This is a genomic window from Curtobacterium sp. AB7 (assembly GCF_044909335.1).
In the GTDB taxonomy this organism is placed as follows: Bacteria; Actinomycetota; Actinomycetes; order Actinomycetales; family Microbacteriaceae; genus Curtobacterium.
This window is the reverse complement of record NZ_JBIYED010000001.1, coordinates 154,960-178,557: the sequence shown is the minus strand read 5'-3', so window position 1 is coordinate 178,557 and position 23,598 is coordinate 154,960. Positions and strand designations below refer to the sequence as shown.

Genomic DNA, 23,598 nt, shown 5'->3' with positions numbered 1-23,598 from the left:
GACAATGTCACGAATCGGACGTCTTCCCATCGACATCCCCGCCGGCGTGACCGTCTCCGTTGACGGTCAGAGCGTGGCGGTCAAGGGCCCGAAGGGCGAGCTCGCGCTCGTCATCGCGGAGCCCATCCAGGCCAAGGTCGAGGAGAACCAGGTTCTCGTCACCCGTCCGGACGACGAGCGCGAGTCGCGTTCGCTCCACGGCCTGACCCGTACCCTCATCGCCAACAACATCATCGGCGTGACCCAGGGCTACACCAAGGGCCTCGAGGTCGTCGGCACCGGTTACCGCGTGCAGGCGAAGGGCTCGAACCTCGAGTTCGCGCTCGGGTACTCCCACTCGATCACGGTCGAGCCGCCCGCGGGCATCAGCTTCGCGGTCGAGGGCAACAACAAGGTCACGGTCGCCGGCATCGACAAGCAGGCAGTCGGCGAAGTGGCGGCGAACATCCGGAAGCTCCGGAAGCCCGAGCCGTACAAGGGCAAGGGTGTCCGTTACGCCGGCGAGAACGTGCGCCGCAAGGCCGGAAAGTCAGGTAAGTGATCATGGGACTCCTCAAGACACGAGGCAAGAGCAAGGCGGCCGCCAAGGCGCGTCGTCACAACCGTCTCCGCAAGAAGATCACCGGCACCGAGGCTCGTCCCCGTCTCGCCGTCACCCGCTCGTCGCGTCACGTGTTCGTGCAGGTCATCGACGACGCGAAGGGGCACACCCTCGCAAGCGCCTCGACGATGGAGGCAGACCTCCGCTCGTTCGACGGCGACAAGACCGCCAAGGCCCGTCGCGTCGGTGAGCTCCTCGCCGAGCGCGCGAAGTCGGCTGGCGTCGAGGCCGTGGTCTTCGACCGCGGTGGCAGCAAGTACGCCGGTCGCGTCGCCGCGATCGCCGATGGTGCCCGTGAAGGAGGGCTGAACCTGTGAGCGACAACGCGAACACCAACGAAGACGCCAAGACCGAGGCCGTCGAGGCCACGGACGCCGTCGAGACCACCGAGGCGAGCACGGAGGCCACCGAGGCCACCGAGGCAACTGCTGAGGGCACCGACACCGCCGCGAAGGGCAAGGAGGCGGAGGCACCTGCCGTCGCCGAGCGTCCCGTCGAGACCGCTGCCGGTTCCGCATCGAACAACCGTGACTCGGCCGACAACCGTGGCCGTCGTGGTGGCGGTCGTGACCGTCAGCAGGGCCGCGACCGCAACAACCGCGGTGGCGACAGCCAGTTCCTCGAGCGCGTGGTGACCATCAACCGCGTGTCGAAGGTCGTCAAGGGTGGTCGTCGCTTCAGCTTCACGGCGCTCGTCGTCGTGGGTGACGGCAACGGCCTCGTGGGCGTCGGCTACGGCAAGGCCAAGGAGGTCCCCACGGCGATCTCCAAGGGTGTCGAAGAGGCGAAGAAGAACTTCTTCCGCGTCCCCCGCGTCGGCAACACCATCCCGCACCCCGTGCAGGGTGAGGCCGCTGCTGGCGTCGTCCTCCTGCGTCCGGCCGGCCCGGGTACCGGTGTCATCGCCGGTGGTCCCGTCCGCGCCGTGCTCGAGTGCGCCGGCATCCACGACGTCCTGAGCAAGTCGCTCGGTTCGTCGAACACCATCAACATCGTGCACGCGACCGTCGAGGCTCTGAAGCAGCTCGAGGAGCCCCGCGCCGTCGCGAGCCGTCGTGGCCTCGACGTCGAGCGGGTCGTCCCGGCTCGTCTGCTCCAGGCCGAGGCCGCAGCACTGCGTGCCGCGACCGAGAAGGCAGGTGCGTGATGGCGACGCTGAAGATCACGCAGATCAAGTCCGTTATCAGCGAGAAGCAGTACCAGCGCGACACGCTCCGCAGCCTGGGTCTCAAGCGCATCGGCCGTACGGTCGAGCGTGAGGACAACGCCCAGAACCGCGGGTACATCGCAACGGTGGCGCACCTCGTGAAGGTCGAGGAGGTCGACGCATGAGCGACGAGAAGAACGAGCGCGTGCAGGTGCTGAAGCTGCACCACCTCCGCCCCGCAGAGGGCGCCAAGAAGGACCGCACCCGTGTGGGTCGCGGTGAGGGCTCGAAGGGCAAGACCGCTGGGCGTGGTACCAAGGGCACGAAGGCCCGTTACCAGGTCCGGGTCGGCTTCGAGGGTGGGCAGATGCCGCTGCACATGCGCACCCCGAAGCTCCGCGGGTTCAAGAACCCGTTCCGGGTCGAGTACCAGGTCGTGAACCTGGACAAGATCTCGGAGCTCTACCCCGATGGTGGCGACGTCACCGTTGCGGGCCTGGTCGCCAAGGGCGCCGTCCGCAAGAACGAGAAGGTCAAGGTTCTCGGTCAGGGTGACATCACCGTGAAGATCACGGTCACGGTCGACAAGGTCTCGGCGTCCGCCGCCGAGAAGATCGTGGCTGCTGGCGGCACCGTCTCCCAGTAACCCCCGTCGGCGGCCCGTGCGTTTGCGCACGGGCCGCCGTTACGGTTTCCTTGACAGTGGCCGGCATCCGCCAGCCTGGTCGGCCCTGCCGACCGACACCGGAACGGCCGCGATCGACGGCCCCGGTCCCAGAAGTTCGGAGTCCTCGTGTTCAGAGCGGTCGCGCGCATCATGCGCACCCCTGATCTTCGCAAGAAGATCGGCTTCACCCTCGCGATCATCGCGCTGTTCCGGCTCGGGTCGTACATCCCGGCACCGTTCGTCGACTACGCGGCCGTGCAGAGCTGTCTCGCCAGCGCCTCGTCGTCCGGCGGTCTCTACGACCTGATCAACCTGTTCTCCGGCGGCGCGCTGCTGAAGCTCTCGGTCTTCGCGCTCGGCATCATGCCGTACATCACGTCGTCGATCATCGTGCAGCTCCTGCGCGTGGTCATCCCGCACTTCGACTCCCTCTACAAGGAGGGCCAGTCCGGTCAGGCGAAGCTGACGCAGTACACGCGCTACCTCACGATCGCGCTGGGCGTGCTGCAGTCCACCACCCTGATCACGGTCGCCCGCTCGGGTGCCCTCTTCGGCACGAACGCGTCGTCCTCCTGCTCGTCGATCATCTCGAACGACAGCTGGTACGCGATCATGCTCATGGTCGTCACGCTGACCGCCGGTACCGGCCTCATCATGTGGATGGGCGAGCTCGTCACCGAGCGCGGCATCGGCAACGGCATGTCCCTCCTCATCTTCACGTCGATCGCGGCGCAGTTCCCGTCCGCGCTCTGGGCCATCGAGCAGTCGCAGTCGTTCGAGCTCTTCCTGTTCGTCATCCTGGTCGGACTGGTCATCATGATGGCCGTCGTGTTCGTCGAGCAGTCGCAGCGGCGGATCCCGGTCCAGTACGCCAAGCGCATGGTCGGCCGACGCACGTACGGCGGCAACAACACGTACATCCCGATCAAGGTGAACATGGCCGGCGTCGTGCCCGTCATCTTCGCGTCGTCGTTGCTGTACCTGCCGGCCCTGGTCGCGCAGTTCAACAAGCCCTCGGACGGCTCCGAGCCCGCGGCATGGGTCACCTGGATCGAGAACAACCTCGTCTCCGGCGACAACCTGTTCTACATGGTGCTGTACTTCCTGCTCATCGTCGGGTTCACGTACTTCTACGTGGCGATCACCTTCAACCCCGAAGAGGTCGCCGACAACATGAAGAAGTACGGCGGGTTCATCCCCGGCATCCGGGCCGGTCGTCCGACCGCCGAGTACCTCGACTACGTCCTCACCCGGGTGACGCTGCCCGGCTCGCTCTACCTCGGTTTCATCGCGCTCATCCCGCTGGCAGCACTGGCGCTGTTCGGCGCGAACCAGAACTTCCCGTTCGGTGGCGCGAGCATCCTGATCATCGTGGGTGTCGGTCTCGAGACCGTTAAGCAGATCGACTCGCAGCTGCAGCAGCGTCACTACGAAGGGCTTCTCCGTTGAGCGCACGTCTCATCATCGTCGGACCCCCCGGAGCGGGGAAAGGCACCCAGGCCGGCCGGATCGCCGAGTCCTTCGGGATCCCGGCCGTCTCGACGGGCGACATCTTCCGCAAGAACGTCGCGGAGGGCACGCCGCTCGGTGTGCAGGCCAAGGCGATCATGGACGCCGGCGACTACGTGCCGGATTCCCTGACGAACGAGCTCGTGAAGTCGCGCCTGAACGAGGCGGACGCAGCCGAGGGGTTCCTGCTCGACGGGTACCCCCGCACGGTCGGGCAGGTCGAGTACCTCGACGCGCTGCTCGCCGAGCAGGGCACCGGGATCGACGCGGTCGTGCAGCTCGTCGCCGACCAGGACGAGCTCGTCGGCCGGTTGCTCAAGCGTGCCGAGCAGCAGGGCCGCAGTGACGACAACGAGGAGACGATCCGTCGTCGCCAGCAGGTCTACACCGAGCAGACCGCGCCGATCGTCGGCGCCTACGGCGACCGTGGTCTCGTGCTCGACGTCGACGGCCTCGGCGCGATCGACGAGGTCGGCGACCGCATCCAGGCCGCGCTGTCGGCTCGCGGGCTCACCGCGGGCGTCTGACCCGGCGTGGTCCGTTTTCGCAAGCCCTCGATCTACAAGACGCCGGACGAGCTCCGCGCCATGGTGCGCCCCGGGCTGCTGACCGCCGAGGCGCTCGACGCCGTGCGTGCGGCGATCCGTCCGGGCATCACGACGGGTGAGCTCGACGCGATCGCCGAGCGGACGATCCGCGACGGCGGCGGGATCCCGAACTTCCAGCTCGTGCCGGGCTACCGGCACACGCTGTGCGTGTCCGTGAACGACGAGATCGTGCACGGCATCCCCGGTGACCGCGTGCTCGCTCCCGGTGACATCGTGTCGGTGGACGCCGGTGCCGAGGTCGACGGCTGGAACGGCGACAGCGCGTTCACCACGGTCGTCCCCGGTGGCGACGCCGAGGTGTCCGCAGCGCGCCAGACGCTCTGCGACACCACCGAGCGATCGCTCTGGCACGGCATCGCGGCGCTCGCCCACGCGAAGAACCTGCACGAGGTCGGTTCCGCGGTCGAGGACGCCATCGACGAGACCGGTGCCTGGGGCATCGTCGAGGACTACACGGGGCACGGCATCGGTCGCTCCATGCACGAGGACCCGCCGGTCTTCAACTACCGCGTCCGCGGTGCCGGTCCGGCGGTGAAGCCCGGCCTGGTGGTGGCCATCGAGCCGATGGTCACCGCGGGCACGATCGACAGCTCGACGGACGACGACGACTGGACCGTCCGCACGATGGACGGTGGGGACGCCGCGCACTGGGAGCACAGCGTCGCGGTGCACGCCGACGGCGTGTGGGTGCTGACGGCCGCCGACGGCGGCGCTGCGGGCCTGGCCCCGCTGGGCGTGACGCCCGTCCCGATCCCGTAGGACGGGCCTCCAGTCCGCTTCGGTCGCGACGGCCAGGAGGCGCGGGTCGTCCCCGCCTCGTCGCCAGCCGCGCGCAGCCGCGTCTGCCCAGTGCCCGGAGGGCGCCGCGCCGTCAGCCCTGTCCGGCGGTCAGTTGCCGACCGAGCAGGTCTGCTCGGAGGCGCTCTGCCCGGTGATCGACGACGGCAGCGGGGTCGACGTCGCCGTGCTCGTGGCGGACGAGCTCGGTGCGGACGACGTCCCCGACGATGCGCCGCCCGACGCGGGCGACGACGACGTGTCGGACGGCGTGGTGCCGGTCGACGGTGCGGTCGTCGCGGCGCCCCCGGCGGTCGGCGACTCCTCAGACGCGCGCCCCGTGCTCGAGTCGCTCAGCGAGGACTTCACGTCGTTCTGCAGCGCCACGTTGAGCGTGTGGGCGGTCTCCTGGTCGACGATCACCCGCGCGCTGTCGTCGGGGTCGTCGGCGACCGGGTACTGCACGAAGAGCATGTTGGCGGTGCTCATGCCGCGCAGTGCCGAGGCGAGGCCGACGAGGGTGCGGGCCTGTGCCAGGCCGTCCGACAGGGTCATGTTCGACAGTGCCGCGCCAGCGAGCTTGTAGAGCGTGATGGGGTTCGACAGTGTCCCGTCGGAGGTGACCTTGCGGAGCAGCGCCGACAGGAACACCTGCTGCGAGCTGATCCGGGCCAGGTCGCTGCCGTCGCCGACGCCGTGGCGGGTGCGCAGGAACGCGAGGGCGTCGGAGCCCTCGAGGTTGTGGGAGCCGGCGGTGAGGTGCAGACCGGTGAAGGTGTCGTCGATGGGCTCCGCGACGCAGACGTCGACGCCGCCCAGGGCGTTCGACATCTCGATCACGCCGTCGAAGGTGATGAGCCCGGCGTACGGGATGCTCAGGCCGGTGAGGTTCTCGACGGTGTCGACGACGCACGAGACGCCGCCGTTGCCGAGCGCCGTGTTGAACATGGCGGAGGTCGAGGCCGGGTAGGTCGTCCCGCTCGCGGGGTTGGTGCAGGCCGGGATCGGGACCATCAGGTCACGGGGGAAGCTGACCGCGGTGAGCTGCTGGTGGTCCTGCGAGACGTGGATGAGCATCGTGACGTCGTTGCGGGCGCCCTCGACGTCCTCGTCGGAGTCGAACTGGCCGACGCGGGTGTCGCTGCCGATGAGCAGGATGTTCGCACCGCCCTTGATCGCGGTGATGTCGGCGGTCTTCGCGGTGCTCTGGTCGTCGGTGCTGAGCTGCACGGTCTGCGGCGCGGTCGCCAGCTGGGCGCCGGCGATGGCGGCGACGCTCGTCCCGCTCACGAGCACGACGGCCAGCGCTGAGGCCACGACAGCCACGAGCGTGGTCCAGCCGCGACGGCGGGCCTGCTTGCCGTGTGTGGCGAAGGGGCGTCGTGTGGCGTCGGGCACGTGGTCTCCGTTCGGTGGTCCGCGCGAGGTACGTCGGCGGCGGACGTGGCTGCGGAGCAACGCTACGGTCCGGGCAGGGGCGTCGGCCCGGAGCGCGCCGTCAAACCACTGTGGAACACTCAGGCATGCCGCCGGAAGCCCCAGGTGAGGGGGCGTGCCGTGCCTGCACTTGGCAATTGCGGGTTTACCACATAAGATCGATCTTTGGTGTGTCATGCCCTCTCGGGTGTGGCGACCGACCCGCAGACCGGTTCGGGGATCACACCTGTTCCACAACCAAGCGACAGTGAGGCTATGGCCAAGAAAGACGGCGTCATCGAGATCGAAGGCTCGGTGCTCGAAGCTCTGCCCAACGCGATGTTCCGCGTTGAGCTGACGAACGGACACAAGGTCCTCGCGCACATCTCCGGGAAGATGCGCCAGCACTACATCCGCATCCTCCCCGAGGACCGCGTGATCGTGGAGCTGAGCCCGTACGACCTGACCCGCGGCCGGATCGTCTACCGCTACAAGTGATCCGCGAGCTGGAAAGGAACGGCTCGGCAATCCTGCCGCGCACGAAGCCAGCGAGCACGAGGAAAGAACAATGAAGGTCAACCCCAGCGTCAAGCCCATGTGCGAGCACTGCCGAGTGATCCGCCGCAAGGGCCGCGTCATGGTGATCTGCAAGAGCAACCCGCGTCACAAGCAGCGCCAGGGCTAGTCCCCGGCGCGTGACCGGCACCGACGCTGTCCCTCGGACAGCCGGCTGCTCGAGCACGACCCACAACTGAAGATCGACAACGCAGTACCAGAACCCGGTCGCACGACGACCGGGGGACACCTCGGGTCGGAGGCCCGGGCACCGGTACTGCTCCACACCTCCATCGACAACAGGAGCAGCCATCACATGGCACGTCTAGCAGGCGTCGACATCCCGCGCGAGAAGCGCGTGGAGATCGCACTCACGTACATCTACGGCGTCGGCCGTACCCGCGCGGTCCAGGCACTCGCCGAGACCGGTATCTCCGGTGACATCCGCGTCAAGGACCTGACCGACGACCAGCTCGTCGCCCTCCGTGACTTCATCGAGGGCAACTTCAAGGTGGAGGGTGACCTCCGCCGCGAGGTGGCAGCCGACATCCGTCGCAAGGTCGAGATCGGTAGCTACGAGGGTCTTCGCCACCGTCGTGGTCTCCCGGTGCGCGGTCAGCGCACCAAGACCAACGCGCGTACCCGCAAGGGACCGAAGCGCACCGTGGCAGGCAAGAAGAAGGCTCGATAGGAGACCCCGATGGCTACCCCCAAGACTGCCGCGCGCAAGCCGCGCCGCAAGGAGAAGAAGAACGTCGCAGTGGGCCAGGCCCACATCAAGAGCACGTTCAACAACACGATCGTCAGCATCACCGACCCGTCGGGTGCCGTCCTCAGCTGGGCGTCCTCGGGTGCCGTCGGCTTCAAGGGTTCGCGCAAGTCGACGCCGTTCGCGGCGCAGCTCGCTGCCGAGTCCGCTGCGCGTCAGGCGCAGGAGCACGGCGTCAAGAAGGTCGACGTCTTCGTGAAGGGTCCGGGTTCGGGCCGCGAGACCGCGATCCGTTCGCTCCAGGCCGCTGGCCTCGAGGTCGGCTCGATCAACGACGTCACTCCGCAGGCGCACAACGGTTGCCGCCCGCCGAAGCGTCGTCGCGTCTGACGCGAGGAGCAACCGGCCGCGCCCTGCTCGTCCCCTGACGGGGTCGGGCAGGGCCCGCGGCCATTCCTGGTCGTTCGATCGCGCACATCGGTGCGCGTGATCACAACTCAACAGACCCGTCGGGGCCCACGCGGCCCCGTCGTACCGCCAAGTGTCATATAGCGGACACTTCGCCGAAAGGAATCCCACAGTGCTCATTGCACAGCGCCCCACCCTGACCGAGGAGTCGATCTCCGAGCACCGCTCGCGCTTCGTCATCGAGCCGCTCGAGCCGGGCTTCGGTTACACCCTCGGCAACTCGCTGCGCCGCACGCTCCTCTCCTCGATCCCCGGCGCGGCTGTCACCAGCATCCGCATCGACGGTGTCCTCCACGAATTCAGCACCGTTCCCGGTGTGAAGGAAGACGTCACCGAGATCATCCTCAACATCAAGAGCCTTGTCGTCTCCAGCGAGCACGACGAGCCGATCACCGCGTACCTGCGCAAGCAGGGTGCCGGTCAGGTCACCGCAGCGGACATCTCCGCTCCGGCCGGCGTCGAGATCCACAACCCGGAACTCGTCATCGCGACCCTGAACGACACCGCGCGGTTCGAGCTCGAGCTCACGATCGAGCGCGGCCGCGGCTACGTCTCGGCCACGCAGAACCGTTCCGAGTTCTCCGAGGCCGGTCAGATCCCGATCGACTCGATCTACTCGCCGGTCCTCAAGGTCACCTACCGCGTCGAGGCGACGCGTGCCGGTGAGCGCACGGACTTCGACCGCCTGGTCGTCGACGTCGAGTCGAAGCCGGCGATCACGCCGCGCGACGCCATCGCGTCGGCCGGTCGCACGCTGGTCGAGCTGTTCGGGCTCGCTCGCGAGCTCAACACGGCCGCAGAGGGCATCGAGATCGGCCCCGCGCCGGTCGACGCTGTCCTGTCGAACGAGCTGCAGACCCCGATCGAGGACCTCGACCTGTCGGTCCGCAGCTACAACTGCCTGAAGCGCGAGGGCATCAACACGGTGTCCGAGCTCGTCGCCCTGTCGGAGACGCAGCTCATGAACATCCGCAACTTCGGTCAGAAGTCGGTGGACGAGGTCAAGGACAAGCTCACCGAGCTCGGCCTGTCCCTCAAGGACACCGTCCCCGGATTCGACGGCGCCCACTTCTACAGCGGGTACGACGAGGACGAGTCCAACAACTGATCTCGCGCTCACGCGCAAGCGCGCTGACACCGCGCGCACCACTTTCACCACTGGAGAACTGACATGCCGAAGCCCACCAAGGGCCCCCGCCTCGGTGGCGGTCCCGCTCACGAGCGCCTGCTCCTGAGCAACCTCGCCAACGCCCTCTTCACGCACGGTCGCATCACGACCACCGAGACGAAGGCCAAGCGCCTCCGTCCGGTCGCCGAGCGGCTCATCACGTTCGCGAAGCGCGGCGACCTGCACGCTCGTCGTCGGGTCATCGCGACCCTGCGCGACAAGTCCGTCGTGCACACGCTGTTCACGGAGATCGCCCCGCAGGTCGAGGACCGTCAGGGCGGCTACACCCGCATCACGAAGCTCGGCTTCCGCAAGGGCGACAACGCCCCGCTGGCGTCGATCGAGCTCGTCCTCGAGCCGGTGTCGGGCACGCCCGCCCCGGTGAAGCGCACCGCGGCTCCGGCCGCCGCCGCTCCGGTCGAGGAGCCGGCTGCCGACGAGACCACCGAGGAGGCCCCGGTCGATGAGACCGAGACCACCGAGGAGTCCGCGCCGGTCGAGTCGGAGACCGAGACCGAGGCTGCCGCCGAGGTCGAGGCCGACGCCGCCGAGAAGAGCGACGACACCAAGTAGGACCCCGCGTCACCACGACGAAGCCCCCGCGACCCAGGTCGCGGGGGCTTCGTCGCGTTCGGGAGCGATACCCGTGCACCCCGACGTCCGGAGAACGCAGGACCGTCGCCTTCCCAGTGCGTGCCCCGTAGCGTGTCCGCCCGACAGGGAGAGTCACCACATGGAGTTCCAACACATCGCGGGCGTCGGTCGCCGCGCGTGGCGGTGGAGCCGCACGTCCGGCACACAGCCGCGACTGCTGCACGCAGCCAAGGCCGCCGGCGCCGCGGCACTGGCCTGGTTCATCGCCAGGCACGTGCCCGGGGTCGCGTCCGACTACCCGTACTACGCACCGCTCGGGGCGATCGTCGCGATGCAGACGACGGTCTACGCGGGGCTGCGCAACGGCATCCAGACGCTCGTCGGCATCCTGCTCGGCATCGCCGTCGCGGGCTTCACGATGATCGTGGGCGACCCGGGGATCCTCGCCGTGGCCCTCGCGGTCGGCATCGGGGTGCTCGTCGGCGGGTTCCGGGTGCTCGGCGAGGGCAGCACCTGGGTCTCGACGGCGGCGTTGTTCGTGCTCCTCGTCGGCGGGGCGAACGCCGAGGGCTACTCGTTCGGGTACCTGGTGCAGATGGCCGTCGGCGTCGTCGTCGGTCTGCTCGTGAACTTCCTGGTGTTCCCTCCGCTGCACTTCTGGGACGCCGAACGTCGGATCGACGAGGTGAACGCCGTCTTGGCCGAGCACCTCGAAGGCCTCGCCCGGGTACTCGAGAGCGGGGAGCGCGACGAGGACGCCTGGAACCGGCAGCAGGACAAGCTCGACCGCGCGATCGCCGATGTGCGCGCGCGGGTGTCCGTCGCCCACGAGAGCCGGAAGATCAACCCCCGCGGGGCGCTCCGAGGGTCACGGGCCCGGCTCCAGCAGGACGGGGCACGCTTCCGGGCGCTCGAACGGGTCGCCTGGTACACGACGGACCTCACCGAGCTCGTCGCCCGGTCGGGTCCGGTGTCCTCGAACCTCGGTCGTCCGGACCCGGCGTTCACCGAATCGCTCACCGAGGCGATCCGGCAACTCGCCTGTGTGATCCGCGGGGAGTGCCCCGAGGACGAAGGCGACAAGGCGATCGAGCGACTCGAGCAGGCGCTCGACGCCTCGCGCGAGAACCCCTCACACGTCGCGGTGACGGCGTCCGCGCTCGTGGCGCTCCGCGGCATCGTGGAGTCCGAGCGTCGTGCGACGGACAACCTCGACACCCGCACGGGGCCGTCGGCGTTCCACCGTCCGCGCGGCTGACGCGAGGACCCCGTGACACCGGCGCTCCGTAGACTCGCACCGTGACCGTCCCGCCCCGCATCGCCGTCCTCGGACCGGTCACGGTGACGGGTGCGGACGGCCGGCAGTCGCCCGTGCCCGGAGCGCTCGCTCGGGCGTTCCTGACGGCGCTGGTGCTCGCGCGCGGCCACGCCCTGACCACCGAGTCCCTGATCGACGACCTCTGGCCGGACGCGCAGCCGCGGGGTGCGCGTGCGGCGCTGCAGACGCTCGTGTCCCGACTGCGCCGGAGCGTGGCGGACGGCCTCGTGGTGTCGACGAGCACCGGGTACGCGCTGGGCGGCGACCCCGAGGACGTCGACCTCGCCCGTGCCGCGCGTGCGGTGGGCGAGACGGAGCCGGCAGCGGTCCGTGCCGCCCTCGACCTCTGGCGTGGTGACCCGGGCGCCGACGTCGACGGCGACCTGGGCGCGGCGCTCGCGGACCGTGCGGCAGCCCTCCGGCGCACGCTCCGGCGCGCGCTCGGCGGCGCCCTGCTCGACGAGGGCGACGCCGACGAGGCCGCCGCACTCTGGTCGGCAGAGGCCGTCGCCAACCCCTACGACGAGGTCGCGGTCGCCGGTTCGATGCGCGCCCTTGCCGCAGCCGGCCGCACGAGCGAGGCCATCGCCGCCTTCGCGGCGCACCGTGACCGCCTCGCCGACGAACTCGGCGCCGACCCCTCGGCCGACCTGGTCCGCCTCAACGCCGAGTTGCTGCGCCGATCCGGCCCCGCAACGGGCAGCGTCCGCCGCGTCGGCCTGCGTGCTGCGCCGAACACGTTGGTCGGGAGGGAGGCCGACCTCGCCGCCGTCTCGGACCTGCTGTCCGCCGGACGGCTGGTCACGATCCTCGGAGCGGGTGGGCTGGGGAAGACCCGCCTGGCGCAGGCGGTCGCCGCCGGCCTGCCTTCGACACAGGGCGTCGTCGTGGTCGAACTCGCGCCGCTCGCCACGGCCGACGACATCGTGCCGGCCCTCGGCGCGCTGCTCGGCATCGCCGAGTTCCGCTCCACCCGATCGCTCCGGGACGCCGTCGCGGCCGACCTGCGCAGCCGGGTCGTGCGGGCGCTCGCCGACGGGCCGACCGTGCTCGTCCTGGACAACTGCGAGCACCTGGTGGCCGAGGTCGCCGCCTTCGCCGCGGACCTGCTCGCGACCGTGCCCGCCCTGCGGATCCTGACGACGTCGCGCGCGCCGCTCGCCATCGCCGGCGAGGTCGTGGCTCCCCTCGCACCCCTGCCCGTCGAGGCCGACGGGGCGGCCGTCCGGCTCTTCACCGAGCGGGCGCGGGCCGCACGACCCGGAGCCGTGCTGCCGGTGGACACGGTGCGCCGGATCTGCACGCGGCTCGACGGGTCACCGCTGGCCATCGAGCTCGCGGCCGCACGCATCCGGGGGATGAGCGCCGACGAGATCGAGCGCCGGTTGGACGACCGGTTCGCGCTGCTGCGCGGCGGTGACCGGAGCGCCCCGGAGCGGCACCGCACCCTGCTCGCCGTGATCGAGTGGAGCTGGCGTCTGCTCGACGACGGGGCCCAGGACCTGCTGACGCGTCTGGCCCTCTTCCCGGACGGACTCGCGGTCGACGCCGTCGAGGCGGTCGCGGCCCCGGACCGCCGGGCGGACGTGCTCGACGACCTCGCCGAGCTCGTGGAGCAGTCGCTCGTGCAGCTCGTCGAACACGAGGGTGAGCCCGTGCGGTACCGGCTGCTCGAGACCGTGCGGGAGTTCGGTGCGGCCCGGCTGGGGGACCGCGGCGCCACCGAGGCCGTCCGTGCGGCCATGATCGGCTGGGGCCGGGGGTTCGCGGCCGAGCGCAACCTGCTCACGATCACGGGTTCCGCACAGCTCGAGCGGTTCCGCGAGGTCGCCCGTGAATCCGACAACCTCGTCGCGCTGCTCCGCTGGAGCCTCGCTGCCGACGACACCGCGGCGGTCGCGCACCTGTTCGCGGCACTCGGCGGCTACTGGTCGCTGCGCGGGGCCCACGGTGAGGTCGTCGCACTCGGCCCCGAGGTCGTCCCGGTCCTGCGCCGTACCGGACCGGCGGCCGAGGACCGTGCCGCGACGGTGCTCGGACTCGTCGTCACCGGCGGGTCATCCGCGTTCAGCGACAAGCGCACCGCAGCCCTGGCCGTGTCGACCCTGCGCCGCGTGATGCGCGACGGCACCACCGGGTTCGCGGTGCTCGACGCCCAGGCAGCGCTGCTCCTCACCCTGGGGCGACCGGCCGACGGGTACGCCCTGCTCGCCCGCTACCGCGACGACCCGGAGCCCGGTGTCGCCTGCCTGGCGAACATGCTCAGCGCGCCGCTCGCCGAGAACGACGGGGAGTCCGCTGTCGCCCTGCGGTACGCGACCCGCGCCGAGACGCTCTCGCGGTCGAGCGACGACGCCTGGACCACCGGGTCGATCGCCGTCACCATGACCCAGCTCCTGGCGCAGACCGGTCGGCACGCCGACGCCCTGCGGTCCGCCGAGGTCGCCCGCGAGCAACTCGAACGGTTCGGGGCCGACGACGACCTGTACGAGATCGGCTGGACCGTCGGCCTCTGCGCCGCGAGCACCGGCGACGTCGTGCGTGCCCGGCAGGTCGCCGACGACCTGCAGCACCGTCCGGTCGAGGCCCGCGGCGGGTTCGACGAGGACCGGGTGCAGATCGGCGTGCTCGCGATGGCCATCGGTGCGGAGTGCTCGCGCTGGGAAGGAGCCCTCGACGACGCGGCGGCGGAGTACGCCCGCGCCTGGGACTCCGTGCTGCCCCTGCGGAAGCAGACGCCGCACTGGACGCTCATGGCGGGCTCGGCGCGGATCGCGGCGCGGGACGAGGCGGCGGCGCGCCGGTCCGACGGAGCCGCGCCGGGCCTCCCGGTCGACGACGTGGCGGTCGCGAGACGCCTGCGTGTCGGTGCGCTCGTGATGCTGCGCGTCCACCCGTGGTGGCTGGACCTGCCCGTGATCGGGACCGCCCTGCTCGGGCTGGCGCTCGCCGCCGCCCGTGACGGACGGCCGGAGCACGCCGCTCGCTGCTGGGGGCTGGCGACCCGACTCGGTTCGCGGCAGGACTTCGGCGTGCTCGCGCACACGCGGATGCGGTCGGTGCTGGCCGACGCCCTCGGCGACGCGGTGCTGGCCGACGCCGAGACGGCCTCGGCCGGATCGAACCGGACCGAGGCCGTCTCGCAGGCGCGGCTCCTGCTCGAGGAGCTGCGGTTCCGCGTGCGCTGACCGGCGCCCGTCAGGCCTTCCGCATGTACGCGCGGACCGTCAGCGGCGCGAACACCGCGACCACGACCGCTGCGCCGAGCAGGCTGATCCAGAGATCGACGCCCACCGTGCCGTGGTTCACGAGCTCGCGGACCGCCGTGATGAGGTGCGAGATCGGGTTCACCTCGGAGAACCAGCGCAGCCAGTCCGGCAGGGTGTCCGCCGGCACGAACGCGTTCGACAGGAACGTCAGCGGGAACAGCACCATGTTGGAGATGCCGGAGACGCTCGACGCCGTCCGAGCGACGACGCCGAAGTAGGCGAAGATCCAGCTGATCGCCCACGCGACGACGATGACCAGCAACCCGGCCAGGACGACCGCACCGAAACCGCCGGCCGGACGCAGACCCATGATGATGCCGACCGTGAAGGTGATCGTCGTGGCGATCGCGTACCGGACGGTGTCGGCGAGCAGCGCACCCGCGAGCGGGGCGATCCGGGCGATGGGCAGGGACTTGAAGCGGTCGAAGACGCCCTTGTCCATGTCCTCGCGCAGCTGCACGCCCGTGACGATCGACGACGTGATGTTCGTCTGCACCAGGATGCCGGGGATGATGATCGGCAGGTAGCTCGCGACGTCACCCGCGATCGCACCACCGAAGATGTACGTGAACATCACGGTGAAGATGATCGGCATCAGGGTGACGTCGAACAGCTGCTCCGGGGTGCGCCGGACCTTGATCAGGCCGCGGTACGCCATCGTGAGCGACTGCCGGACGGTGGCGCCGAGCCCGGTCGCACCGACGCCGGGGCGCGGGGTGATCCGGGGCGCAGCGGTGCCCGTGGTGGTGGTGATGGTGGTCATGCGATGCTCCCTGCGAGTTCGCGGTCGGTGCTGTCGTTGTCGTCGTCGGTGGTCGCCGGTGCGCCGGTGATCGTCAGGAAGACCTCGTCGAGGGTGGGCTTCTGCACGCTCATCTCGGCGAGGGTGATGCCGGCCTCGCGGAACGACACCAGCAGGTCCGTCACGCGGTCGGGGTCCGACATCGGTGCGGTGAGACGCGAGCCCTCGGGGCTGGCCACCGCGTCGACACCGAGGGTGTTCCGGACGATCGTGCGCGCGGCGTCGAGCCGGAGCGCATCGGTCAGGCGGAGCTGCAGCGACGAACTGCCGATCGAGGCCTTCAGTTCGTCGCTCGTGCCCTCGGCGACGACCCGGCCGTGGTCGATCACGGCGATGCGGTCGGCGAGCTGGTCGGCCTCGTCCAGGTACTGCGTCGTCAGCAGGACCGTCGAGCCCGTCGCCACGAGCTCGCGGATGGTGTCCCACATCTGCGCACGGGTCCGGGGGTCGAGCCCCGTGGTCGGCTCGTCGAGGAAGATCAGCGGCGGCTGCGCGATCAGGCTCGCAGCCAGGTCGAGCCGGCGACGCATGCCACCGGAGAAGGCCTTGAGCGGGCGCGACGCGGCTCCGGTCAGCCCGAAGCGCTCGAGCAGCTCGACCGCCTTGCGCTTCGAGTCGGCGCGGGACAGCCCGAGCAGACGGGCGAAGATCACCAGGTTCTCGGTCGCGCTGAGGGTCTCGTCGACGCTGGCGTACTGACCGGTCACCCCGATCAGGGTGCGGACCGTCTGCGCCTCACGTCGGACGTCGTGCCCGAAGATCCGGGCCTCGCCGCCGTCCGCCTTGAGCAGGGTCGCGAGCATGGAGATGGTGGTGGTCTTGCCGGCGCCGTTGGGACCGAGCACGCCGTAGACCGTGCCGGCCTCCACACGGAGGTCGACACCGTCCACTGCGCGGTTCGTCCCGAAGGTCTTCACGAGGCCGGAGGCCTCCACCGCGAGCGGTGTCGTGTTCATCGAAGGGTCCTTTCGTCGATGTCGAGGACGATGGTGCCGCGGGGCGCTCACGCGGCACTGACGTGGCGCTGACATCGGTGGACAGCGCGCGTCAGCCGGGTGCTGTGCAGGACGGACGGGAGGCGCGGTGCAGCCCCGGTACGGTGGTCGCGTGGACGAGACGGCGGGCCTGCAGGGCGGCGGCGAGGCTGCCGGGATCCGGCTGCGGCTGGACATCGCGTACGACGGGGCCGCGTTCTCCGGGTGGGCACGGCAGCCCGGGCTGCGGACGGTGCAGGGCGCGCTCGAGGCCGCCCTCGCCACCGTCTTCACCCGGTGGGGCGAACCGCCACTGCTCACCGTCGCCGGACGCACCGACGCCGGCGTGCACGCCACCGGACAGGTCGCCCACCTCGACCTGTCCGCCGAACAGTGGGACGCGCTCAGCGCCAAGCGTGGCTCGGGGCGCTCGCCGCTGGACGGCCTCGTCAAACGCGTGAACGGCATCGCGGCACCAGAGGGCGACGTCGTCGTCACCCGGGCCTCGGTCGCGCCGGACGGGTTCGACGCCCGGTTCTCGCCGCTCTGGCGACGGTACGAGTACCGGATCGCGGACGCCGACGCCCCGCGCGATCCACGTCGGCGCGGGTACACGGTCTGGCACGGGGCGAGCCTCGACCCGGCAGCGATGGAGCGCGGTGCGCTGACGCTGTTGGGGCTGCACGACTTCGCGACGTTCTGCAAGCCGCGCGAGGGCGCGACGACCATCCGGACGTTGCAGGAGTTCCGCTGGGACCGCGAGCCGGACGGGGTGCTGGTGGCGCGCCTCCAGGCCGATGCGTTCTGCCACTCCATGGTGCGCGCGATGGTGGGGGCGACCATCGCCGTCGGCGAGGGGCGGTTCGGGCCGGAACGGCTCGAGGAGCTCCGCGTCGCCGAGACGCGGACGAGCGCGTTCAAGACGGCGCCGGCGAAGGGGCTGACGCTGACCGAGGTGGGGTACCCGGCTGATGGGGAGCTCGCGGGGCGGGCGGAGCAGACGCGGGCGCGGCGGGAGTGAACGCCCGGTCCTGATGTTGCCGAACGCAATCATTTACCTCGACGCAACCTGAGGGACTCCGCAGGTCGGTAGCGTGCGGGCATGCCCAACTCCCTCGGGCGCACTCTGCTGTGCGCCACGGCTGCTGCGACACTCCTCGCGGCCCCGCTCGTCACCGTCACCGCAGCGACCGCGAACCCCGAGGGGAGTGGCCTCGTCATCGAGGAGGCCTACCTGAAGGCCGGCAGCAACGGTGCTTTCTACAACCAGAAGTTCATCGAGATCGGCAACCCGACCGACGCCCCGGTGTCGCTCGACGGCTGGTCGCTGCAGTACCGCTCGGCGACGAGCACCGGCGCCTTCTCGACGAGTGCGCTCGAGGGCACGGTGCCGGCCGAGGGCACGTTCCTGGTGTCGATGGCCGGCAACGGCGGGGCCACCCCGGTCGGAGCGGACCTGCCGACGGCGGACGACACCGCCTCGCTGAACCCGTCCGGCACCACGGGCACGCTCGTGCTGTCCGACACCGCCACACCGGTGGCGCTCGCCGCCGGCCCGGTGCCGACCGGCACCGCGGGCGTCGTCGACCTGCTCGGCTACGGCGCCTCGAACACCTTCGAGGGCACCGTGCGCACCGTCGAGGGTGCGAACGCCGTGCCGAACGGCCTGGTCCGCCAGGGCACGGCGGACACCGACGACAACGGCGCGGACTTCTCGGTGACGACGACCCTGACGCCGCGGAACGCCGCGGGCGAGACGGCTGCGCCGACCGATCCGACCGATCCGACGGAGTCGACCGACCCGACGGAGCCGACGGACCCCGGTGCCCCCGCCGAGGCCGTGACCATCGCGCAACTGCAGGGCACCACGGACACCTCGCCCTACGCCGGCAAGACCGTCACCACCGACGGTGTCGTCACCGCGGTCTACGCGTCCGGCGGCTTCAACGGCTACACGATCCAGACCCCGGGGACCGGCGGCGCGATCGACCTCGGCACCCACACCGCGTCCGACGCCGTCTTCGTCTTCTCGTCCGCGACCGCCGGGCTGGTGGCCGAGGGCGACCACGTGCGCGTCACCGGTGGGGTCTCCGAGTACTTCGGCCTGACCGAGCTCACGGTGTCGGACACGGCATCGTTCGAGAAGCTCACCGACACCGTCGTCGCCCCGCAGCCCGCAGCGGTCGCGTTCCCGTCGTCGGACGCGCAGCGTGAGTCGCTCGAGAGCATGCTCATCGCCCCGCAGGGCTCCTTCACGGTCGCCGACAACTACACGACGAACCAGTACGGCGAGGTCGTGCTCGCCAGCGGCGCCGGCCGGCTCGTCCAGCCGACCGAGGTCGGCCGCCCGGGCAGCGCCGAGGCGAAGGCCGTCGAGGCGTCCAACGCCGCGCGCAAGGTCACGCTCGACGACGGCGCCAGCACCAACTTCCTGACGAAGGCCAACCAGGGCATCCCGGTGTCGTGGCTCACCCAGGGGCCGGTCACCGTCGGGGCGACCGCCACGTTCGAGGCTCCGGTCGTCCTCGACTACCGCAACAGCGGGTGGAAGTTCCAGCCGACCACGCCGATCACCGGTGCGACCCCGGCGGCCGACCTGCCCGCGTCGTTCTCGAACGTGCGACAGGCGAAGCCGCAGGACGTCGGCGGCGACCTCAAGCTCGCCGGGTTCAACGTGCTGAACTACTTCCCGACCACGGGCGACCAGCTCACCGGCTGCTCGTACTACACCGACCGCGCGGGCGACCCCGTCACGGTGAACTCCGGCTGTGACGCGCGCGGTGCCGCTGAGGAAGAGGACTTCCTGCGCCAGCAGGTCAAGATCGTCAAGGCGATCAACGGCCTCGGCGCAGACGTCGTCTCGCTCGAGGAGATCGAGAACTCGGCACGCTTCGGCCAGGACCGCGACGCCGCCGTGGCGACGCTCGTCGACGCCCTCAACGCTGCCACCGGCGAGGACACCTGGGCCTACGCGAAGTCCCCCGCGACCGTGCCGGCGAGCGAGGACGTCATCCGGCTCGCGCTCATCTACAAGAAGGACCGCGTCGAACCCGTCGGCGACTCGACGATCCTGCTCGACGCCGCCTTCACCAACGCCCGGCAGCCCGTCGCGGACGCGTTCCGCCCCGTCGGCGGCACCTCCGAGGACGACTTCCTCGTGATCGCGAACCACTTCAAGTCGAAGGGCTCCGGCACCGGCGAGAACGCCGACCAGGGTGACGGCCAGGGCGCCTCGAACGCCGACCGGGTGCGGCAGGCGAAGGCCCTCGTGACCTTCTCCACCGACATGCAGGCGCAGTACGGCACCGACAAGGTGTTCATGCTCGGTGACTTCAACGCCTACAGCAAGGAGGACCCGGTGGTCGTCCTCGACGACGCCGGCTACACCGACCTCGGCCCGGCGCTCGACGCCACCGAGTACTCGTACGTGTTCTCCGGCCTGAGCGGGTCGCTCGACCACGTGTTCGCGTCCCCGGCCGCCACCGAGACGGTCACGGGCGTGGACATCTGGAACATCAACTCGGTCGAGTCGGTGGGCCTGGAGTACAGCCGCTACAACTACAACGCGTCGGACCTGTACAGCGAGTACGTGTTCCGGGCGAGCGACCACGACCCGATCCTGGTCGGGTTCGACCTGGACGCTGCCGGCACCGACCCGGGCACGGACCCCGGGACCGACCCGACTCCGGTGCCGACCCCGACCCCGACGCCGGGTGACGGCGGCACGACCCCGACCCCGACCCCGACGCCCACGTCGAAGCCGACCCCTGCCCCGACACCGTCGGCTCCGGGCGCGGTGACGCCGGTTGCCCCGTCGGAGACCGGCCTGACCGACACGAACCGTGGGAGCGTCTCGGCGCCGTCGTCGGCTCGCGCGGGGGAGACCATCACCGTGACCGTCGGCACGCAGTACGCGGGGGACGTCGTGAACGTCTGGCTGTACTCGACCCCGACGCTGCTCGGCACCGTGACGGTGGCCGCCGACGGGACGGTCCGGGTGACGATCCCGTCGGACACCCCCGCTGGCGCACACCGCCTCGCGGTGACGGCCGCGGACGGGAGCCTGATCGGGTGGACCCCGATCACGATCACCGCTGACGGGCAGCTCGCGTTCACGGGTGCCGAGGGCTTCGGTGCCGGTGCGCTGGTCGCGTTCCTGCTGCTCGCCGCGGGTGCGGGTGTGCTGGTCGTCCGTCGTCGCAAGGCGGCGGCTGCGGAGTAGTCCCCACGCCCCGCGGGGCACTTCGTGAGCAGGAATGGTCGGGTTCGCCGTGCGCGACCCGACCATTCCTGCTCACCAAGCGGGGGAGGCGCGAGTCCACGGCGGACGGGAGGCCCGTGGCCAGGCCGCCACGGGCCTCCCGTCCGGCAGTGGCTGCGTTTGACCGACGCGACCCGCATCGGCTAGGCTCTCACCTTGGTCTGTGCGCCATGCGCGCCGGACAGTCAGATGAGCCCTCCATCCGGGCGTTCCGCCGGCTTCTGCCGCGGGGAACCCCGACCGGAGTGGGATTCACGGACTCCTCACCTCGACACGAAAGCAGCACTCCTGTGACTCGCACGTTCTCACCGAAGCCGGCAGACGTCCAGCACGACTGGATCGTCATCGACGCGACCGACGTCGTCCTCGGCCGTCTCGCCACCCACGCCGCGGCGCTCCTGCGCGGCAAGCACAAGGCCACCTTCGCCCAGCACATGGACATGGGTGACTACGTCATCATCGTGAACGCCGACAAGGTCGCCCTGACCGGTTCGAAGCTCGCGAAGAAGGTCTACTACCGCCACTCGGGGTACCCGGGCGGCCTGACGGCGACCTCCTACCCGGAGATGCTCGAGAAGCACCCCACCCGCGCCGTCGAGAAGGCGATCCGCGGCATGCTGCCGAAGAACACCCTCGGTCGCGAGCAGCTCAAGAAGCTGAAGGTCTACGCCGGCGCGGAGCACCCGCACTCCGCGCAGCAGCCCAAGGCGTACATCTTCGACCAGGTCGCACAGTAGTTCCGGCCACGACGACTTCAAGGACATAGAGAAACTCATGGCTCAGATCGCTGATTCCCTCGACCAGACCCCGGAGAGCTTCACCACGGAGAGCGCACCCGCCGCTGCCGAGGCTGCTCCCCGTCAGATCCTCAACGTCTCCGGCGGTGCCGTCGGGCGCCGCAAGGAGGCCATCGCGCGCGTTCGCCTCGTTCCGGGCTCCGGCACGTTCGTCGTGAACGGTCGCTCGCTCGAGGACTACTTCCCGAACAAGCTGCACCAGCAGCTCATCAACGACCCGTTCAAGGTGCTCGAGCTCCTCGGCTCGTACGACGTCGTCGCCCGCATCACCGGTGGCGGCCCCTCGGGTCAGGCCGGCGCACTCCGCCTCGCCATCGCCCGCACGCTGAACGAGATCGACCGCGAGAACAACCGCGCGACCCTCAAGAAGGCCGGCTTCCTCACCCGTGACGCCCGCGTCATCGAGCGCAAGAAGGCCGGTCTCAAGAAGGCCCGCAAGGCTTCGCAGTTCTCGAAGCGCTAGTCGTCACCGGCTGAAGATCGCAATGCCGCGTCTGTTCGGTACCGACGGGGTTCGTGGTCTCGCCAACGGCGAGCTGACGGCCGCGCTCGCACTGGGTCTTGCCCAGGCGAGCGCGGCCGTCCTCACACACGGACACCATGCGGACGCCCGGCGGGCGTCCGGTCGGCCGCGCCCCCGCGCGGTCCTAGCGCGCGACCCGCGCGTCTCCGGTGAGTTCCTCGGTGCCGCGGTCGCGGCCGGACTCGCTTCTGCCGGCGTCGACGTGCTCGATGCCGGGGTCATCCCCACCCCCGCTGCGGCGTTCCTCGTCGCGGACATCGACGCCGACTTCGGCGTGATGATCTCCGCGTCGCACAACCCCGCCCCGGACAACGGGATCAAGTTCTTCGCCACGGGTGGTCGCAAGCTGCCGGACGAGGTCGAGGACCGCATCGAAGCGGCCATGCACGACCACTCCGCGCCGACCCCCACCGGCATCGACGTCGGTCGGATCACCCGGTTCGCCGACGCCGAGGACCGCTACGTCGTCCACCTGCTCGGCACGCTGCCGCACCGGCTCGACGGGATCCACGTCGTGCTCGACTGCGCCAACGGTGCAGCCGCCGGCGTCTCGCCCGAGGTGTTCGTCAACGCCGGGGCCCGTGTGACGCTCATCGGCGCCGAGCCCGACGGTTGGAACATCAACGACGGCGTCGGCTCGACCCACATCGACAACCTGTCCCGCGCCGTCCTGGCCGCCGGCGCCGACGTCGGCATCGCGCACGACGGCGACGCCGACCGCTGCCTGGCCGTGGACGCCGCCGGCAACGCCATCGACGGTGACCAGATCATGGCGATCCTGGCGCTGTCGCTGCAGGAGCGCGGCCGCCTGAAGGACGACACCCTCGTCGCGACGGTCATGTCCAACCTCGGGCTCAAGCGCGCCATGGCCGACGCGGGCATCACCGTGATCGAGGCCGGCGTCGGCGACCGCTACGTGCTCGAGAAGATGAACGAGGGCGACTACTCCATCGGCGGCGAGCAGTCCGGCCACATCATCTTCAACGAGTACGCCACCACGGGCGACGGCATCCTGACCGGGCTGCACCTGGTCGCCGAGATCGCGCGCACCGGGAAGTCGCTGCAGGAGCTCGCCTCGTGCATGACGGTGTTCCCGCAGGTGCTGCTCAACGTCCGCGGGGTCGATCGGCACGGGCTGGCCGACCAGGGCGTGCAAGACGCGGTCGCCGCGGCTTCAGCAGCGCTCGGGGACACCGGCCGTGTGCTGCTCCGTCCGTCGGGCACCGAGCCGGTCGTGCGCGTGATGGTCGAGGCCGCCTCGCAGGACGACGCCCAGCGCATCGCCGAGGAGCTCGCCGCCGTCGTGCAGGAGCGCCTGGCGCTCGACGCCGCGTAGGGCGGGGCGCCGGGCGCGACTTCGCGCCGCGCGCGCCGCGTTCGCGCCCCGCTGCGGTCGTTGCGCCCCGACTCTTCGGGGCGCGATGACCGTACGGGG

At 70.4% G+C, this 23,598-nt stretch carries 24 protein-coding genes; 21 read left to right on the top strand and 3 right to left on the bottom strand.

Annotated features, from left to right (window positions below; genetic code table 11):
• The first annotated feature begins 4 nt into the window (after window positions 1–4).
• From rplF to map, 8 genes are all read left to right on the top strand, one after another.
• A complete protein-coding gene (rplF, locus tag ABH929_RS00890; protein WP_111083459.1) occupies window positions 5–541 on the top strand; it encodes a 50S ribosomal protein L6 in 537 nt (178 codons plus the stop codon).
• A gap of 2 nt (window positions 542–543) precedes the next feature.
• Window positions 544–918 carry a 50S ribosomal protein L18 gene (gene rplR, locus ABH929_RS00885; RefSeq protein WP_031259041.1) on the top strand — a complete coding sequence of 125 codons (375 nt, stop codon included), beginning with the start codon at window positions 544–546 and terminating at the stop codon, window positions 916–918.
• Window positions 915–1,748, top strand: a complete 834-nt coding sequence (gene rpsE / locus ABH929_RS00880; protein ID WP_123311742.1) for a 30S ribosomal protein S5 — start codon at window positions 915–917, stop codon at window positions 1,746–1,748. The genes rplR and rpsE overlap by 4 nt, the downstream gene beginning before the upstream one ends.
• Entirely contained in the window at window positions 1,748–1,933 is a 186-nt protein-coding gene (gene rpmD / locus ABH929_RS00875) for a 50S ribosomal protein L30 (RefSeq protein WP_173168934.1), read from the top strand. Before rpsE ends, rpmD begins: the two co-directional genes overlap by 1 nt.
• A complete protein-coding gene (gene rplO / locus ABH929_RS00870; protein WP_027466723.1) occupies window positions 1,930–2,394 on the top strand; it encodes a 50S ribosomal protein L15 in 465 nt (154 codons plus the stop codon). Before rpmD ends, rplO begins: the two co-directional genes overlap by 4 nt.
• A gap of 147 nt (window positions 2,395–2,541) precedes the next feature.
• Entirely contained in the window at window positions 2,542–3,864 is a 1,323-nt protein-coding gene (secY, locus tag ABH929_RS00865; protein WP_111083457.1) for a preprotein translocase subunit SecY, read from the top strand.
• On the top strand, window positions 3,861–4,451 hold the full coding sequence (locus ABH929_RS00860; RefSeq protein ID WP_123293144.1) for an adenylate kinase: 591 nt from the start codon (window positions 3,861–3,863) through the stop codon (window positions 4,449–4,451). Before secY ends, ABH929_RS00860 begins: the two co-directional genes overlap by 4 nt.
• A 60-nt stretch (window positions 4,452–4,511) precedes the next feature.
• Window positions 4,512–5,291, top strand: coding sequence for a type I methionyl aminopeptidase (gene map / locus ABH929_RS00855; RefSeq protein WP_216834335.1), 780 nt, complete (start codon window positions 4,512–4,514; stop codon window positions 5,289–5,291).
• Window positions 5,292–5,420: 129 nt separating this feature from the next.
• On the opposite strand, the gene ABH929_RS00850 is transcribed toward map, so the two are convergent.
• The gene (locus ABH929_RS00850; protein ID WP_263055032.1) at window positions 5,421–6,707 is read right to left on the bottom strand and encodes an LCP family protein; all 1,287 of its coding nucleotides are present in this window, start codon (window positions 6,705–6,707) and stop codon (window positions 5,421–5,423) included.
• Window positions 6,708–7,001: 294 nt separating this feature from the next.
• On the opposite strand from ABH929_RS00850, the gene infA reads away from it, so the two are divergent.
• The 8 genes from infA (at window position 7,002) to ABH929_RS00810 (ending at window position 14,725) form a co-directional block, all read left to right on the top strand.
• On the top strand, window positions 7,002–7,223 hold the full coding sequence (infA, locus tag ABH929_RS00845; protein WP_017885509.1) for a translation initiation factor IF-1: 222 nt from the start codon (window positions 7,002–7,004) through the stop codon (window positions 7,221–7,223).
• 70 nt (window positions 7,224–7,293) lie between these two features.
• Window positions 7,294–7,410 carry a 50S ribosomal protein L36 gene (gene rpmJ / locus ABH929_RS00840; RefSeq protein ID WP_071276701.1) on the top strand — a complete coding sequence of 39 codons (117 nt, stop codon included), beginning with the start codon at window positions 7,294–7,296 and terminating at the stop codon, window positions 7,408–7,410.
• 186 nt (window positions 7,411–7,596) lie between these two features.
• On the top strand, window positions 7,597–7,971 hold the full coding sequence (rpsM, locus tag ABH929_RS00835) for a 30S ribosomal protein S13 (protein WP_058728274.1): 375 nt from the start codon (window positions 7,597–7,599) through the stop codon (window positions 7,969–7,971).
• A 9-nt stretch (window positions 7,972–7,980) separates the two neighbouring features.
• Window positions 7,981–8,379, top strand: a complete 399-nt coding sequence (rpsK, locus tag ABH929_RS00830) for a 30S ribosomal protein S11 (RefSeq protein WP_017885507.1) — start codon at window positions 7,981–7,983, stop codon at window positions 8,377–8,379.
• Between the two features lie 190 nt (window positions 8,380–8,569).
• A complete protein-coding gene (locus ABH929_RS00825; RefSeq protein ID WP_071259847.1) occupies window positions 8,570–9,565 on the top strand; it encodes a DNA-directed RNA polymerase subunit alpha in 996 nt (331 codons plus the stop codon).
• A 63-nt stretch (window positions 9,566–9,628) separates the two neighbouring features.
• Complete coding sequence (gene rplQ / locus ABH929_RS00820) at window positions 9,629–10,198, top strand: 50S ribosomal protein L17 (protein WP_205463321.1); 570 nt, start codon at window positions 9,629–9,631, stop codon at window positions 10,196–10,198.
• 160 nt (window positions 10,199–10,358) lie between these two features.
• The gene (locus ABH929_RS00815; RefSeq protein ID WP_404559792.1) at window positions 10,359–11,477 is read left to right on the top strand and encodes an aromatic acid exporter family protein; all 1,119 of its coding nucleotides are present in this window, start codon (window positions 10,359–10,361) and stop codon (window positions 11,475–11,477) included.
• Window positions 11,478–11,518: 41 nt separating this feature from the next.
• Window positions 11,519–14,725 carry a BTAD domain-containing putative transcriptional regulator gene (locus ABH929_RS00810; protein ID WP_404559791.1) on the top strand — a complete coding sequence of 1,069 codons (3,207 nt, stop codon included), beginning with the start codon at window positions 11,519–11,521 and terminating at the stop codon, window positions 14,723–14,725.
• A 10-nt stretch (window positions 14,726–14,735) separates the two neighbouring features.
• Here the strand turns inward: ABH929_RS00810 and ABH929_RS00805 are convergent, their stop codons facing one another.
• Both ABH929_RS00805 and ABH929_RS00800 read right to left on the bottom strand, forming a co-directional pair.
• Window positions 14,736–15,569, bottom strand: coding sequence for an ABC transporter permease (locus tag ABH929_RS00805; protein WP_123339476.1), 834 nt, complete (start codon window positions 15,567–15,569; stop codon window positions 14,736–14,738).
• The gene (locus ABH929_RS00800) at window positions 15,566–16,564 is read right to left on the bottom strand and encodes an ATP-binding cassette domain-containing protein (protein ID WP_404559790.1); all 999 of its coding nucleotides are present in this window, start codon (window positions 16,562–16,564) and stop codon (window positions 15,566–15,568) included. Before ABH929_RS00800 ends, ABH929_RS00805 begins: the two co-directional genes overlap by 4 nt.
• A gap of 151 nt (window positions 16,565–16,715) precedes the next feature.
• On the opposite strand from ABH929_RS00800, the gene truA reads away from it, so the two are divergent.
• The 5 genes from truA (at window position 16,716) to glmM (ending at window position 23,499) form a co-directional block, all read left to right on the top strand.
• Window positions 16,716–17,603 carry a tRNA pseudouridine(38-40) synthase TruA gene (truA, locus tag ABH929_RS00795; protein WP_263055036.1) on the top strand — a complete coding sequence of 296 codons (888 nt, stop codon included), beginning with the start codon at window positions 16,716–16,718 and terminating at the stop codon, window positions 17,601–17,603.
• Window positions 17,604–17,684: 81 nt separating this feature from the next.
• On the top strand, window positions 17,685–20,804 hold the full coding sequence (locus ABH929_RS00790) for an ExeM/NucH family extracellular endonuclease (protein WP_404559789.1): 3,120 nt from the start codon (window positions 17,685–17,687) through the stop codon (window positions 20,802–20,804).
• 329 nt (window positions 20,805–21,133) lie between these two features.
• Window positions 21,134–21,580: a 50S ribosomal protein L13 gene (gene rplM, locus ABH929_RS00785; RefSeq protein WP_071259898.1), complete on the top strand. Its 447-nt coding sequence runs from the start codon at window positions 21,134–21,136 to the stop codon at window positions 21,578–21,580.
• A gap of 37 nt (window positions 21,581–21,617) precedes the next feature.
• Window positions 21,618–22,103 (top strand): 30S ribosomal protein S9, encoded by a 486-nt coding sequence (gene rpsI, locus ABH929_RS00780; RefSeq protein WP_111083442.1) that lies wholly within the window; start codon window positions 21,618–21,620, stop codon window positions 22,101–22,103.
• A gap of 22 nt (window positions 22,104–22,125) precedes the next feature.
• Window positions 22,126–23,499 (top strand): phosphoglucosamine mutase, encoded by a 1,374-nt coding sequence (glmM, locus tag ABH929_RS00775; protein WP_404559788.1) that lies wholly within the window; start codon window positions 22,126–22,128, stop codon window positions 23,497–23,499.
• Window positions 23,500–23,598 lie beyond the last annotated feature (99 nt).